Genomic DNA, 14,086 nt, shown 5'->3' with positions numbered 1-14,086 from the left:
TGATGGGATCACTGACGTCTGCGGGAGGCCGCTCCCATGCGTGCCAGCTTCTCGTCGAGCAGCGGCCCGGACGTCGCGAAGTTGAGCCGAACGAAGCCGTTGCCAGCAGCTCCGAAGGCGGGGCCGGAGAAGAGCAGCACCTTCGCTTCGTCCCGGAAGTAGGGCATGGGGTCCGGGTCCGGAAGGCCCAGTCCGCGGCAGTCGAGCCAGGCCAGGAACGTGGCCTCCGGCAGGCGGTAGCGGAGGCCGTCGGGCAGGCGCTCGGCCACGCGCCGCCGGTTGCGGTCCAGCACCCTGGTGACGTCGTCCAGCCAACCGTCTCCCTGGGTCCACGCCGCCTTCAGCGCTTCGACGCCGAGCACGCCCACCTGCCCGAACATCAGGCCGTGTCGTTCGTCCAGGGCACTCCGGACGGCTTTCGGTCCGACGTGGGCCAAGGCACAGCGCACACCGGAGAGATTGAATGCCTTGCTGCCGGAGGTGAGTGTCACCGTGCGCGCTGCGATCTCGTCGCTCAATGAGACGAACGGGATATGACGGTGGCCTGGGTAGGTCAGGTCCGCGTGCACCTCGTCGGAGATGACCAACATGTCGTGCCTGATGGCGAGTTCCGCCAGGTGTTCCAGTTCATCGCGCCGGAAGACTCGGCCGGTCGGGTTGTGCGGATTCACCAGGAAGAGGACCCTGCACCGTCCAGGGTCATGGGACGCCACCGCACGCTCCATGAGGTCGGGGTCGAACTCCCAGCCGGTGTGGTTCGCCTGCAGCGGGACGGCAAGCGGCCGGCGGCCGGTCTTCTCGATGACGTCGATGAACGGCGGGCATGCCGGGGTGTGCAGGAGAACGGCGTCCCCGGGCCGTGTGGCGACCTGGAGCGTGGCCAGCATGGCCTGATTGATGTCAGTGAACATGCGCACGTGCGTCTCGTCCACCGTGGTTCCGAACCGGCGCAGCATCCTCTCCGCGAAGACTCCACCGAGAGGTCCGCCATCGGACTGGTCGAACCAGGCGGGATATCCGAGATCGCCCTCGATCCTCCTGCGCAGCGCCTCTCGCACGGCGGGGGCGGTAGGGAAATCCATGTCGGCGACCCAGGAGGACAGCACGCCGTCCCCCGCAACAGACCATTTCTCGCCGTCTTTGCGTAAAAGGTCCGACTCGTCCAGGGCGTCGAAGAGAGAAGCTGGCCACGCGCTCATGCCGACCACCCCCCTCCGTCGCCGCAGGTAGACATCACGTGGATCTAGCGCATCACCGCTGAGTGGATCTTAGTATTGCCCCAGAGTGACGGTCGATCACCTGTGACGCACCTCACATTGAGGCGGGCGATGTGCGGCGACTACTGTCCCGACGTCCTGGCTGACGACTCAACTGCCTCCGAAACAAACCTAATCAGGGAAGGAAGAGGGATTTGAACTCCTCCGCCATTCAACTCCCCACTGATCGGCCTCGCGGCATGCTCACACCCCGGTGCGGAGCAGTCGCGGCCCAGGAGTTACCTACCCCGTATACGAACGACGTCGACGCCTTGGCGTCGGCCTGCCGGACATCCCCGACCAGCGTCCTCCTCGCCGGCTTCACCGCGCTACTCCACCGCTGCTCGGGCAAGGAGATCGTCGATCTCCACGACGCCGGCACTCCCGGAAGGCTGTTCCGTCTTCCCGTCACCGGCGTGTCGACGCTCCGTGCTCTGACCGAGGCCATCGGTAGCCCCCATGACCTGACGGAGAGCCGGCCCGGCCCGATGCCCATCGCCGTGCGCCTCGACGCGGCCAGGACCGCAGTCGATGACCGGCCGTACGAGCTCGAGTTCGCCCTCTCCCGCGCCTCGGATGCCTCCTGGCGCATCGAACTTCACTACGACGAGCGGCTCTTCGACGCCGCGACCGTGGAACGGCTACTTTCGCACTACGTGACGCTGCTCGGCGACGGCCTTGCCCACTCCGATCACGCGCTGGCGGACCTCGCGCTGCTCGGGCGGGAGGAGCTCCGGCGCATCCTTGTCGAGTGGAACGACACCGAAACGGTGCTGCCTCTGGGCGGGGGGCGCCTTCACGAGGCGTTCGAGAACCAGGCAGAGCTACGCCCCCACATGGCCGCTGTGGTCCAGGGGCCGACGCGACTCTCGTACCGGGAAGTCAATGCGGCAGCCAACCGGTTGGCACACCACCTGCGCGGTCTGGGCGTCGGCCCGGACGACCGCGTCGCGCTGTACCTCCGGCACTCCCCCGATCTCCTGATCGCCATGCTCGCCGTGCTCAAGGCGGGTGGGGCCTACGTCCCGCTCGACCCGGACCACCCGCCGCTGCGCGTCAAAGCCCTGATCGACGGAGCGGCGTGCGAGACGCTGATCACCACCGCCGACCTCGTCGACGGCCTCGCTGGTGCCCGCCCCGGCGGGAGCACCGTGGTACTGGACCGCGAGTCGGCTGTGCTAGCCGGTCTCCCGGAGCACAACCCGGCGCCTGGGGCAAGGCCGGAGAACCTCTGCTACGTCATTCACACCTCGGGGTCCACCGGCACCCCCAAGGCGATCGCCGTATGCCACCGCGGAGTCACGAACAACGTCGCCGACCTCAACACCCGCTTCGGCGTGGGCCCCGGGGACAAGATCCTCGGCCTTTCCTCGCAGACGTTCGACATGTCGGTCTACGAGTACATCGGCATCACCGCTGCCGGTGGCACGCTCGTCCTGCCCTCCCCCGGCCGCGCCAAGGACCCGGGACACTGGGCCGAACTGGCGACGGAGCACGGGATCACGATGTGGAACACCGCACCCGCGCTACTGGAGCTGTTCCTCGAACGCCTGGAGAACGGCGGCGACGACCACAAAGCGGCCCTGGCCAAGCTGCGCGTCGCCCTGCTCGCCGGCGACTGGATCCCGGTACAGCTCCCCGACCGTGCGCGCAGGCACGCCCCCGGTCTCAAGTTCGTCGCGCTCGGCGGAGCCACCGAGGCATCGATCTACTCGACCCTTTACAAGGTGGAGTCCACGGATCCGGCCTGGACCAGCATCCCGTACGGACGCCCGATGGCGAACCAGCGCGCCTACATCCTCGACGACCGGCTGCGGCCCGTTCCGCCCGGCGTCACGGGGCAGTTGTACCTAGCCGGGATCGGCCTGGCCCGCGAGTACCTGAACCAGCCCGCTCTGACCGCGGAACGCTTCCTGACCTGGTCATACGGCGACATCTCCGACGAGCGGCTCTACCGGACGGGTGACCTCGCACGGTTCGGAGCGGACGGACTGATCGAACTGCTCGGCCGGGCGGACCTCCAGGTCAAGGTGAACGGCCTGCGCATAGAGCTGGCGGAGATCGAGACAGCGCTCCTGGAGCACCCTGCGATCAAGGAAGCCGTCGTCACCGCGGAGTCCGGGACGGCGGCCGGTCCCGTACTGGTCTCCCATGTCGTCCCGCACGGGGGCGCGAACCTGCAGGCCCAGGACGTGCGCGCACACGTCGCACAGAAGCTCCCCGCCTACATGGTCCCCGGCTCAGTAGTGGCGATCGAGCGGATGCCCCTGAACCCCCACGGCAAGGTCGACCGGAGCGCCCTGGCCGCCGCCTTCCCGCAAGCCGCCCGAGGAGCGGCCGCGGCAACCACGGAGGACGGGCCGGCCTCCCCGTGGGAGCGGCGGGTCGCCGCGGTCTGGCGGGACGTCCTGGAAGTCGAAGTCGTGCACAGGGACGACAACTTCTTCTCCTTGGGCGGTGACTCCATGAAGGCCCTGCGCATCATGGCGATCGATCCGGCACTCGAATGGTCGGACGTCTATCTCCATCCCACCCTGCGCGAACTGTCGGACCACCTCCAGGCCACGGCCGGGGACGTGGACAGTTCCGCGCTCTGAGGGCAAGGGTCCCTCATTCCACCGCCGGCGCGGCGGTCCGGCCTCGTCCGCACCACCGCGCCGAAGAACTCAGAAGGAACCCTTGACTGCCATCCCGCATTCCAATCTCGACGTCTTTCCCTTTTGCCTCGGCGGCAGTGTCTTCGGTTGGACCGCCGACAGAGCGACCTCCTTCCGCATCCTCGACACCTTTGTCGAAGCTGGCGGAGACTTCATCGACACCGCCGACTCGTACTCGCAATGGGCACCTCCGAACGCGGGCGGCGAATCCGAATCCATCTTGGGTGACTGGCTGACCTCACGGCGCATTCGCGACCGCGTCACGATAGCGACCAAAGTGGGCCGCAAGAGCGACCTCATGGGACTCTCTTCGAAAGTCGTACGACAGGCCGTCGAAGCATCCCTCCGCCGCCTTCGAACGGACTACATAGACCTTTACTACACGCACGCCGACGACCCTCACACCCCCCTGCAGGAGACGCTCTTCACGCTCGACGAGCTGATATCAGAGGGGAAAGTGCGGCATATCGGCGCGTCGAACATCAGCGGTCCACGACTGGCTGAGTCTCTGGCGACCTCGAAGCGATCGGGCCTCGCGAAATGCATCGTCGTGCAGCCCCCTTTCAACCTGATGGAGCGCGAGATCTTCGAGAACGATCTCGCCCCGGTCTGCGAGCGCGAGCGTATCTCCTGCGTCCCCTACTTCTCCCTGGCCCAAGGCTTTCTGACCGGCAAATACCGCCAGAACGCACCCACGCCGGACAGCGTCCGGAGCCCCGCAGCGAGCGCGTACGGCGACACCGACCGCGGCCGGGCCGTGCTCCGGGCCCTGGACGAGACGGCCACCGAGCACGGCACCACCCCCGCGGCGGTCGCTCTGGCGTGGCTCCGCACCCGACCCCACGTGATTGCTCCCCTCGCCAGCGGCAGGACACCCGAACAACTGGCCGAGCTGCTGCCGGGAGCGACGCTCGAACTCACCGAGACTGATATCCACCGCCTGGACGCGGCCTCCCGCCCCACCCCGCACGAGAATTCACACATCGCCACCAGCGAACAGAACGCGTGACCATGAACCCACAGACCGTGTTAATCGATTTCGATTCCCTCAAATTCTTCATCACAGCGGCCCACGACGAATACCAGGCGTGCACACCGAAGCAGCCGCCATCCTGCTTCGCCATCCTCCTCGGAACCATGGAAGACGACGCGGCGACCGTCACCTCGATAGAATTCGCGACCAATGTCCGCGCCACTGATCCCGTCGCTCTAGAGGAGTTCAAGAGCTCGATAGAACCATGCTTCGGAAGCGCCTACCGCAACTCCCGACGTGGCTTCTGGTGCGCCCCCGGGGACCTGCTCCGCATCCACCGGCTCGCGGAGCGCGAGGGCATCGAGGTGCTCGGGTCCATCCACCTGCATCCCGACTGGCAACGCATCGGCCCACCGGAGGAGCGCGGACTCCTCATCAGCGAGGAACCGACGCCCATGGACCGCTACATGTTCGACAACAGCCGCTACCCGGTCAACATGATCTGCTATCTGGAATCGAGCACCCGGACGGTGTCGGCCGCGCTCGCGGCGTGGGGACCGCCACCGGAGGGCGAGCCCGATGCGCCGTGCCCCCGGCTGGCCTTGAGGTTCGCCGTCTCGTGACGGAGTCGCGGGGCCGGCCCGGGGACATCATGAACCCGAGCTCGATGCGCTACTAAGTGGTCCGTTCCGGAAGTCCTTCGGGGGTTGATCAGGCTGCCAGGGCGACGGAGGATTCTTGGTGTCGGCCGGCGGGTGTGTGCCGGTCGAGTCGGGCCAGCAGATCGTCCAGGTCGGAGGTGGTGAACCTCCACTGGAACGGCTGTGCCGTGGCGTTGTAGCGGTCTTCGAATGCTCGGAGCCGGTCCCCGACCTGGGTCAGGTCGGTGAAGTCGTTGGGTGAGACGACCTTGCGCTGCACCACGGAGAAGTAGATCTCCACCTGGTTCAACCAGGAGGCGTGCACGGGGGTGTGGACCATGACGGCGTTGGGGAACGCCGCCGTCAGCCGTTCGGCGGCCCTCTTGCTGCGGTGGGAAGAGCCGTTGTCGACGACCCAGAAGACACGCCTGGCGCTGGCGTAGGGTTCCTGTGTCATGACCTGGACGACCAGGCTCATGAACGGGTCGATGCCGGTGCGCGGTTCGCAGCGGCCGAGCACTCGGGCCTGGTGGACGTCGTAGGCGGCCAGGTAGGCCAGGGCGCCGCCGCGTCCGTAGGTGTCGTTGACGCGCATCGCCCTGGCCTGGCCCGGGGCCAGGGTCGGATGGCAGCGGCAGCGGGCCTGGATCGAGGTCTTCTCATCGCTGGAGACGACGTACTCGTCCATGCCGAGGGGTTCTCCTTCGAAGGTGCGGGCGTACAGGTCCAGGACTCGCTGGGCCTTGGCGCGGAAGTCCGGGTCGCGGATGAAGATCCAGGACCGGTACTGCCAGGACTTGAGCGCGTCCTGGCGCAACCAGCGGCGCACCGTGGACGCGGAGATGCTGTCGGTGATCTGGCGCGCGGTCAGCTCGGTGGCCAGCTCTGGGCACGACCAGCGCGACAACGGGACCCCGTTCTCGGCCGGGAGCTGGCAGGCCAGGGCCTTGGCCTCGGCGACCTGCACGGGGGTGAAACGGGCCGGGCGCCCCGAGCGCCTGCGGTCGGCCAGGGCTGGCAGCCGGCCGTCGGCGAAGCGGTTGCGCCAGGTCCGCACGGTGTCCAGGTGCAGGCCCGTCTCGCGGGCAATGTGCGCATTGGGGCGCCCGCGGGCCGCGTGCAGCACGATCGCGGCCCGCTGCCGGGCCTGGTACGCGGTCTTGTGACCGTAGGCCGCCTTCTTCAACCGCTCACGTTCGGCGTTGGTCAGGACGATCGGACGGGCGAGGGCAACAGGCATGGCAGGCAGGCCGATCGGGAGAAGTGGATCACCGGGACCGCAGTCTGCCGTGCCCGTGCCAGGACTCGTCGGGCAGGATGACCGTCATGCCCACGCCCCCGGATTACACAACGCCACCGTCCTATTGTTGGCTGATGCGCGCACACCATATTGACCGCCCAGCCGATCTCGACGTCGTCCGTGAGTCCTATGACCAGGTGGCCGACAACTACGCCCACATGGTGGTGACGACGGGTATGGGTGACATCCGTCGCCATCCCTGGCTCAAGGCGTCGATCGACGCCTTCGCCGACACCGTGGGCGAGCTCGGGCCCGTCCTCGACGTCGGTTGCGGCCCCGGCACGGTGACCGGCTACCTCGCCGAACGCGGACTCGACGTATCCGGGGTAGACCTCTCTCCCCGCATGATCGAGAACGCGCGCCGTCTTCATCCGCAATGCCGCTTCAGCGTCGCCTCCGCCACCGAGCTCGACCTCGGTGAAGCCTCCCTCGGCGGCGTGCTCGGGTGGTGGTCACTGTTCAACCTTCCCCGCGATGTCCTTCCACAGGTCCTCGCCCATTTCGCGCACGCCCTGAAGCCGGGCGGGCACTTCATCGCCGCCACACACGTCGGCGACGAGGATGCGGTGCGCACCGAAGCCTACGGAGGAGTGCCCGTTCGTTGGACCACGCACAAGTGGCGGCCGGAGCAGCTCGTGGACCTGATCGAGCAGGCCGGACTGCACCCGGTCGCCGAACTCCGGCTCCCTGCAGATGAGCAGACCGGGCCGGGCGTGGTTGTCATGGCCAAGCGCCCCGTCTGAGGACCTCAGGCCCCGGAGGCGGCACGCTCTGGACTGCGCCTGCGCCCTCTACCTCGCAGCCCCCGACATCCGACCAGCCCCACACGACGCCGCCTCCGGAGTCAACCCCCGAAGGACCTCCGGAGGCGACCACTAAGCCTCGATCCGCCGACGTGGTCTGGAAGTGATCTCCTGACGGGCTTCTGAGCCGGTTTTGGGTCGACCGATGGGCATGGGCGTGCTGCATCCGCTGGTCTGCCCAGCTTTTCCACGGTTTTGGTTCCGGTCGGGCCCTGGCGGGCGGGGTGGGCAGAGACTGTCAGGCGGGTTCGGGTGGGCGGTGGACGGTGTCGAACAGGTGCGTCCAGGCTTTTTTCCAGCGCCAGTTGCGCGGAAGGTGCAGGGTGACGCGCCGTGCGGAGCGGGCGATCCGGGCCGGGACCTGGACCAGGTGGGCGCGGAGGGTGGCGGTGGTGGCCTTGGCGTGGAAGGCGGAGGTCAGTGCCCCGGCGGCCCGCAGCAGGTTGTAGGCCATCGCCCACTGGATCAGCCAGGCGGCATTGGCGTGGAAGTGTCCCGACGGCAGGTGGGCCAGGGCGGAGGCTTTGCTGTCGGCGATGACCTGCTCGACGACGGCGTGGTGGCGGTGCTCCCGCTCGGCCTCGAGCGTCGGCGCGGGGGTGTCGGTGAAGAACGGGTGGTAGCGCCAGACCGGGAACAACTCGCCCTGCTCGCCGACGACGGCGGGTTTGGCCAGGTCACGGACCCGGCGCACGATCAGCCGGGCCGTGACCCGCTCGCCTTTCTTGCGGCTGGCGAAGGCGGTGCAGGCGGGTATCTCGGCGACCTCGGCGTCCGAGATGAGCTTGCCGGTCTCAGGGTCGGGTACCGCGGTCGGGTAGGTGATCTGCTGCCACGCGGTGTCGGGGATGCTGTGGATGGCCCGTTTGATGGAGGGGTTCATCCCGGTGGTGAGGGAGAAGCGGGCGCCGGACCGGCGGCAGGCGGCGATGACACCGGCGTTGTAGAACTGCGAGTCCGCGCGCAGGATGCGCATGCCGGTGCAGCCGGCCTCGACGGCGGTGGCCAGCGCCTCGCTGACGAATTTCGGGGCGCCCCGGGAGTCGGCTGCCTTGCCGCGGCGCATCCGCACGGTGGCGATCACCGGTCGGGAGGTGGGGGTGCAGATCGTGGCGAGCAGAGGGTGCAGGGTGCGGATGCCCTTGAACCGGCCGTACTCGCCACCCTGCTTGGTGCGGCCGTAGACGCGTTTGTGGGTGGAGTCGACGTCGATGAACGCCTTCTCGCCGGAGCCGGGCAGCAGCGGGGTGTGCGCGGCCAGTTCGCCGAGGAACCTGCGGTGTACCGCGTGCAGTTGGAGGGCGTGACCGTGGGTGAAGGAGCGGAGGAAGGTGCCCAGGGTGGACGGGGCACGGACCCCTTCGAACACGGCCGACATCGCACCGTGGCGCAGAACGTCGAGGTCGTCGATGCTGTCCGCTCCTGCGGCCATGCCGCCCACGATGCCGGTGACCTTGGCGTCCGCCGAGGCACCCGCGCCGTTCTTCGTCCCGGTCAGCCTCACGTTCTCCCTCACCAGCCGGGGCAGACCGCATCGCTCGGCCAGCCGCATCACCGGGACCAGCCCGGCATGCGCGATCAGGTTCGCGTCATCGAAGGCAGCGGAGACCGCCGCCCGTGTGTGGGAAACTTGCATCTCGGAAGTGCCTTGCCGATTGTGCGTGCTGGAAGCCTGAAGAACTCCCATCATCGCAGGTCACAAGGCACTTCTTCGTTTTCCGAGACGTCATCCACAAGGCACGGGTCGGTGGATCGAGGCTAAGGGCAATACCGTTCAGTTAAGCCCTGCTGGGTTATCGTGGGTGCATGCCGCGTTCTGGTTGGGTGAAGCCGTCTTCTGATGTCCGGTTGTCGGATTTGGTGTCTGTGGGGTTGCTGACGCGGGTGTTTCCCGCGGACGTGGTTGACGCGGTGATCGAGGAGGCGGGGCGTACTGAGCGGCGTCACCGGTCGTTGCCTGCCCGGGTGATGGCGTACTTCTCGATGGGGATGGCGTTGTATTCGGATGGTTCCTACGAGGATGTGTTCGCGCAGCTCACGGACGGGCTGTCGTGGGCGTCGGGGTGGTCGGAGTCGTTTCCGCCGCCCTCGAAGTCGGCGATCTTCCAGGCCAGGGCTCGTCTGGGGTTCGAGCCAGTGCGGGATCTCTTCGCCCGTGTCGCGCGTCCGCTGGCGGGGCCGGACACGCCGGGGTCGTGGCTGGCCGGGCGTCGCCTGGTGGCGATCGACGGGACGTGCCTGGACGTGGCGGACACGGCGGCCAACGCGGAGTTCTTCGGGCGGCCCGCTTCCAGCAGGGGGGAGCGGTCCGCGTTTCCGCAGGCCCGCCTGGTGGCATTGGCGGAATGCGGTACTCATGCGGTCTTCGACGCTGTCACCGGCCCGTGCAGTGTGTCGGAGATCGAGTTGTCCCGGCAGCTCGTCGGGCGACTTGAGCCGGGCCAGCTGGTCCTGGCCGACCGGGGCTTTTACGGGTTCCGCCTCTGGCAGCAGTCCGCAGCCACGGGCGCGGATCTGCTCTGGCGAGTGAAGACGAACCTGAGGCCCCGGTATCTGGAAACCCTGGCCGACGGGTCGTGGCTGGCCAGGATCGTCCCGACGTCGGGCCCGAACCGGGCCACGACGGATCCACTCACGGTCAGAGTGATCGACTACACGGTCGATGACGGCCGGGACAACCCCGAGGAATACCGTCTGCTGACCACGATCCTCGACCCGGCCGAGGCCGGCGCCGAGGACCTCGCAGCCGCCTACGTCCAACGGTGGGAAATCGAGACCACCTTCGACGAACTGAAAACCCACCAGCGCGGGCCCCGCGCGGTACTGCGCTCGAAAGCCCCCGAGCTCGTCCAGCAAGAAATCTGGGGACACCTGTGCTGCCACTACGCCATCCGCACCCTGATGGCCGACACCGCCGCACACGCCGGCCACGACCCCGACAGAGTCTCCTTCGTCAAAGCCCTCCGCATCGCTCGCCGTTCAGTCGCGCAGAGCGCATTTCCCCCCTCCGAGCACTGACACGGCCGACACGATCTGGCATCACGCCATCCGATGGCTCACCCAACACCTCAACCCACCACGCCGAAAGCGCACACACCCACGAGTCGTCAAACGCAAGATCCTGAAATGGGCCGCGAAACGCTCCCACCACACACACTCGCCCCAACCCAAACACAACCCCCACATCACCATCCAAATCCACTAACTGAACGGTATTGAGGCTAAGGGCTCGTAAAGAATCAACACGTTGCTTCACGGTCTCCCTGTCGTTGGTGTGGTATGCGCATACCGAGTGAGGTTCGTGACCAACTTGCCCTGAGATTCGGAGTGTTGTTCCCTCATCTGAATGAGCGGCAGCAGCGGCTGGCGCTGGCCGCCGAGGCCCGGCTGCTGGGGCACGGTGGGGTCCGGGCCGTCGCGCGTGCCGCAGGGGTGAGCGAGACGACGGTGCGGAAGGGTGTCTTCGAGTTGGAGGGCGGTGAGGACCCACTGCCCGATGGCCGGGTCCGCCGGGACGGCGGCGGTCGCAAGAGCGCCGAGAAGCTTGACCGGCTGCTCGTTCCGGCGTTGCTGGCGCTGGTCGAGCCGGATGAGCGGGGGATCCGATGTCGCCGCTGCGGTGGACGACCAAGTCGCTGCGGTCTCTGGCCGGGGAGCTGACGCGGCAGGGCCATACCGCGTCGGCGCCGACCGTGGGCAGGCTGCTGCGGGAGAACGGTTTCAGTCTGCAGGCCAATGCCAAGACCCTTGAGGGCGCTCAGCACCCCGACCGGGACGCGCAGTTCCGGTACATCAACGACCAGGTCAAGGACCATCAGGCGGAGGGCGAGCCGGTGGTCAGTGTGGACACGAAAAAGAAGGAAGTCGTCGGGGATTTCAAGAATGCGGGACGTCAATGGCGGCCGGCCGGTGAACCCGTGCGGGTTGACGTCCATGACTTCCCCAGCGATGCACTGGGCAAGGCCCTGCCTTATGGCATCTACGATCTGGCGGCGGACACCGGCTGGGTGAATGTCGGTACGGATCACGACACCGCAGCCTTCGCGGTCGAATCGATCCGCCGTTGGTGGAACGGGCAAGGACGCCTCGACTACCCGCAGGCCAGACGTCTGTTGATCACTGCCGATGCCGGCGGCTCCAACGGCTACCGCACCCGGGCCTTCAAGACCGAGTTGGCCGCGTTCGCCGCCCGGACCGGCCTGGCCGTCACGGTCTGCCACATGCCGCCGGGCACATCGAAGTGGAACAAGGTGGAGCATCGGCTGTTCTCCGCGATCACCATGAACTGGCGCGGCAGAGCGCTGAACAGCCACGAGGTCGTCGTGCAGTCCATCGCCGCGACCACCACCCGCACCGGTCTCACCGTCCACGCCGAACTCGACACCGGCACCTATCCCACCGGTGTGAAGGTCAGCGACACCGAGCTGAACGCGGCGCCGGTCACCGGACATGCCTTCCACGGCGAATGGAACTACACCGTGCACCCCCACCCCGCCAGCCCGGCAGACCCCACCAGGCCGACGCCCGGGCCGGCGGCGGTCTTCGACCGCGGTGCCCTGTCACATCCCGCGCTGACCGGCATGACCTGCACCGCACTGGCCGAGCTGACCGAGACCCTGACCCCTGGCTGGCAGGCGCTGCAAAACAGGACCCGGCCACCCGACGCGACGGCGGCACCCGGCGCCGGGCCCCGGGCGGCGGCCGCAAAGCCAAACTCGACCTGGCCGACCGGGTCCTGGCCACCGTGCTGCAACAAAACCTCGCTCTGCCGCCTACCGTGCTGGCCCACCTCTTCGCCGTCAGCAAGGACACCATCCGCCACACCACCAGCGAGATCCGACGACTGATGGACCAGCACGCACACACCCCAGCCCCCAGCAGCACACCTCAGCACCCTGGCAGGACTCCTCGTCCACGCCACCGCACACGGCGCGACCCTCACGACAGAGACCAAACCAACGTGTTGATTCCTTACGAGCCCTAAGGATCTTCAGAGTGGTCACCGATCGGGTGACGGGGCTGTCAATCAAACGGCTCTGGCCCGTAGTCGGTGGTGACGCCGGGTAACCGTCCGCAATCATAATCTTGTGATGGATGTCAACTCCCTTGTGGGGATGGTGCTTTCCTGGCTGCCGGTGCTGGTCGTCGAGAACGTGGCGGACTGTGATGACACTGTGGTGGTCTTGGCCCGCACGCGGGATGTGGCGGTGCCATGTCCGGTGTGCCGGACGCCGACGGCGAAGGTGCACGGGTATCAGAGCATGCCGACCGTCGTCCCCAGCCCGGTCGGGCCCCGGCGCATCCACTCCTCCCTCGGGCACTTCTACCGGAACCTCGCCCGGCGAGTGATCCCATCCGGCGACGAGCCTGAGGGCAGCATGATGGCGCTGGCGCCCTTCGGCGATGCCCAGCGCTACGGAGCCCCCGAGACCTGGTCCAGTTCGGCGACGACGACGAGGTCCGCATCGACCACCCCTGGGGCTCGGCGGACAACAGCACACCGCTGCTACTCGGCGGCCGAGCCTGGACCGCCGACAACGTCGCCGAGCAGCCGGAACACAAGCGGGCCGACCTGGCCGCCGCCGTCCAGGAGATCTTCGGCAAGTCCGTTGTCCACATCGCCCGCCACCTGCAACGGCTCGCCAGGGCCTCGACGTTGGTGTTCTCCGGCGGGTGCGCCCTGAACTCCCACCTCAACGGCCAGCTGGCCGCCGACAGCTGGCTTCGAAACGCTCTTCGTGGCGCCGGCCCCGCACGACGCGGGCACTGCCGTGGGCGCCGCGCTCTACGGCTGGCACTACCAGCTCGGACAGGAGCGCCTCCCCGTGCCGACCGATGCGGCCTGGGGCCCGCATCCGGGCGCCGTGCCGACGACGGCGGTGACGACTGGGTACCGCGCCTTGACCGGCCTCGGGCCGGGACTGGAGCCCACCGTGGCCGCGCTGCTCGCGGAACACCACATCGTCGGCTGGGTGCAGGGGGAGCTCGAGTTCGGGCCGCGAGCACTCGGTCATCGCTCGATCCTCGCCCATCCCGGCGATGCCGCCACGCATGACCGGCTCAACGCGATCAAGAAGCGAGCCACGTACCGCCCCTTCGCCCCGGCCGTCCTCGCCGAGCACGCCACAGAGTGGTTCATGTCGGCGGGCGACCCCTTCATGAACCGTGTCGCCCGCGTCCGCCGATGCCGAGCGGACCGCATTGCCGCGGTCACCCACCACGACGGCACCGCCCGCGTCCAATCCGTCGCCGCCGACCACCAGGGCCTGCGCGAACTCCTGGAGCACTTCCACGACCGCACGGACTCCCGCTGCTGCTGAACACCTCGTTCAACCGCAAGGGCACCCCGATCCTGCGGACCGCTCCGCCACCTCGCCCGCCTGGCCCCGACGGTCCGGGCGCTGGACGACGCCAGCGGCACCTTCGTGTGGGACGACCTGAGCCTGCTGCTCTTCA

8 protein-coding genes and 2 pseudogenes are annotated in these 14,086 nt (G+C 67.9%); 7 read left to right on the top strand and 3 right to left on the bottom strand.

All coding sequences use genetic code 11. From position 1 onward, the window contains the following. Window positions 1-8: 8 nt before the first annotated feature. A complete protein-coding gene (locus tag OG978_RS33335) occupies window positions 9-1,199 on the bottom strand; it encodes a MalY/PatB family protein (protein ID WP_326768768.1) in 1,191 nt (396 codons plus the stop codon). Window positions 1,200-1,456: 257 nt separating this feature from the next. On the opposite strand from OG978_RS33335, the gene OG978_RS33330 reads away from it, so the two are divergent. From OG978_RS33330 to OG978_RS33320, 3 genes are all read left to right on the top strand, one after another. Then, window positions 1,457-3,853 (top strand): non-ribosomal peptide synthetase, encoded by a 2,397-nt coding sequence (locus tag OG978_RS33330; RefSeq protein ID WP_326768767.1) that lies wholly within the window; start codon window positions 1,457-1,459, stop codon window positions 3,851-3,853. An 82-nt stretch (window positions 3,854-3,935) separates the two neighbouring features. Then, the gene (locus OG978_RS33325; RefSeq protein ID WP_326768766.1) at window positions 3,936-4,922 is read left to right on the top strand and encodes an aldo/keto reductase; all 987 of its coding nucleotides are present in this window, start codon (window positions 3,936-3,938) and stop codon (window positions 4,920-4,922) included. Window positions 4,923-4,924: 2 nt separating this feature from the next. Then, window positions 4,925-5,509 carry a hypothetical protein gene (locus OG978_RS33320; RefSeq protein ID WP_326768765.1) on the top strand — a complete coding sequence of 195 codons (585 nt, stop codon included), beginning with the start codon at window positions 4,925-4,927 and terminating at the stop codon, window positions 5,507-5,509. Window positions 5,510-5,597: 88 nt separating this feature from the next. On the opposite strand, the gene OG978_RS33315 is transcribed toward OG978_RS33320, so the two are convergent. After that, on the bottom strand, window positions 5,598-6,767 hold the full coding sequence (locus OG978_RS33315) for an IS630 family transposase (RefSeq protein WP_326768764.1): 1,170 nt from the start codon (window positions 6,765-6,767) through the stop codon (window positions 5,598-5,600). 134 nt (window positions 6,768-6,901) lie between these two features. Between OG978_RS33315 and OG978_RS33310 the strand changes: the two genes are divergently transcribed. Continuing rightward, complete coding sequence (locus OG978_RS33310) at window positions 6,902-7,570, top strand: class I SAM-dependent DNA methyltransferase (RefSeq protein WP_326770244.1); 669 nt, start codon at window positions 6,902-6,904, stop codon at window positions 7,568-7,570. A gap of 298 nt (window positions 7,571-7,868) precedes the next feature. Here the strand turns inward: OG978_RS33310 and OG978_RS33305 are convergent, their stop codons facing one another. Then, the gene (locus OG978_RS33305; RefSeq protein WP_326768763.1) at window positions 7,869-9,266 is read right to left on the bottom strand and encodes an IS1380 family transposase; all 1,398 of its coding nucleotides are present in this window, start codon (window positions 9,264-9,266) and stop codon (window positions 7,869-7,871) included. A gap of 170 nt (window positions 9,267-9,436) precedes the next feature. Between OG978_RS33305 and OG978_RS33300 the strand changes: the two genes are divergently transcribed. From OG978_RS33300 to OG978_RS33290, 3 genes and pseudogenes are all read left to right on the top strand, one after another. Further along, complete coding sequence (locus OG978_RS33300; RefSeq protein WP_326763669.1) at window positions 9,437-10,648, top strand: IS4 family transposase; 1,212 nt, start codon at window positions 9,437-9,439, stop codon at window positions 10,646-10,648. Between the two features lie 261 nt (window positions 10,649-10,909). Continuing rightward, a pseudogene (locus tag OG978_RS33295) lies at window positions 10,910-12,597 on the top strand (ISAzo13 family transposase). Between the two features lie 123 nt (window positions 12,598-12,720). Then, window positions 12,721-13,994: pseudogene (locus tag OG978_RS33290) on the top strand (carbamoyltransferase C-terminal domain-containing protein); the annotation flags it as partial. Window positions 13,995-14,086: the final 92 nt, after the last annotated feature.

The organism is Streptomyces sp. NBC_01591, assembly GCF_035918155.1.
GTDB lineage: Bacteria > Actinomycetota > Actinomycetes > Streptomycetales > Streptomycetaceae > Streptomyces.
Note: the sequence above shows the minus strand (reverse complement) of the source record. Positions and strands in the feature narration are given on the sequence as shown.

Coding starts and splice junctions, on each gene's coding strand:
- OG978_RS33335 (WP_326768768.1), bottom strand. CDS start 1,199: ATGAGCGCGTGGCCAGCTTCTCTCTTCGACGCCCTGGACGAGTCGGAC.
- OG978_RS33330 (WP_326768767.1), top strand. CDS start 1,457: ATGCTCACACCCCGGTGCGGAGCAGTCGCGGCCCAGGAGTTACCTACC.
- OG978_RS33320 (WP_326768765.1), top strand. CDS start 4,925: ATGAACCCACAGACCGTGTTAATCGATTTCGATTCCCTCAAATTCTTC.
- OG978_RS33315 (WP_326768764.1), bottom strand. CDS start 6,767: ATGCCTGTTGCCCTCGCCCGTCCGATCGTCCTGACCAACGCCGAACGT.
- OG978_RS33310 (WP_326770244.1), top strand. CDS start 6,902: ATGCGCGCACACCATATTGACCGCCCAGCCGATCTCGACGTCGTCCGT.
- OG978_RS33305 (WP_326768763.1), bottom strand. CDS start 9,266: ATGCAAGTTTCCCACACACGGGCGGCGGTCTCCGCTGCCTTCGATGAC.
- OG978_RS33300 (WP_326763669.1), top strand. CDS start 9,437: ATGCCGCGTTCTGGTTGGGTGAAGCCGTCTTCTGATGTCCGGTTGTCG.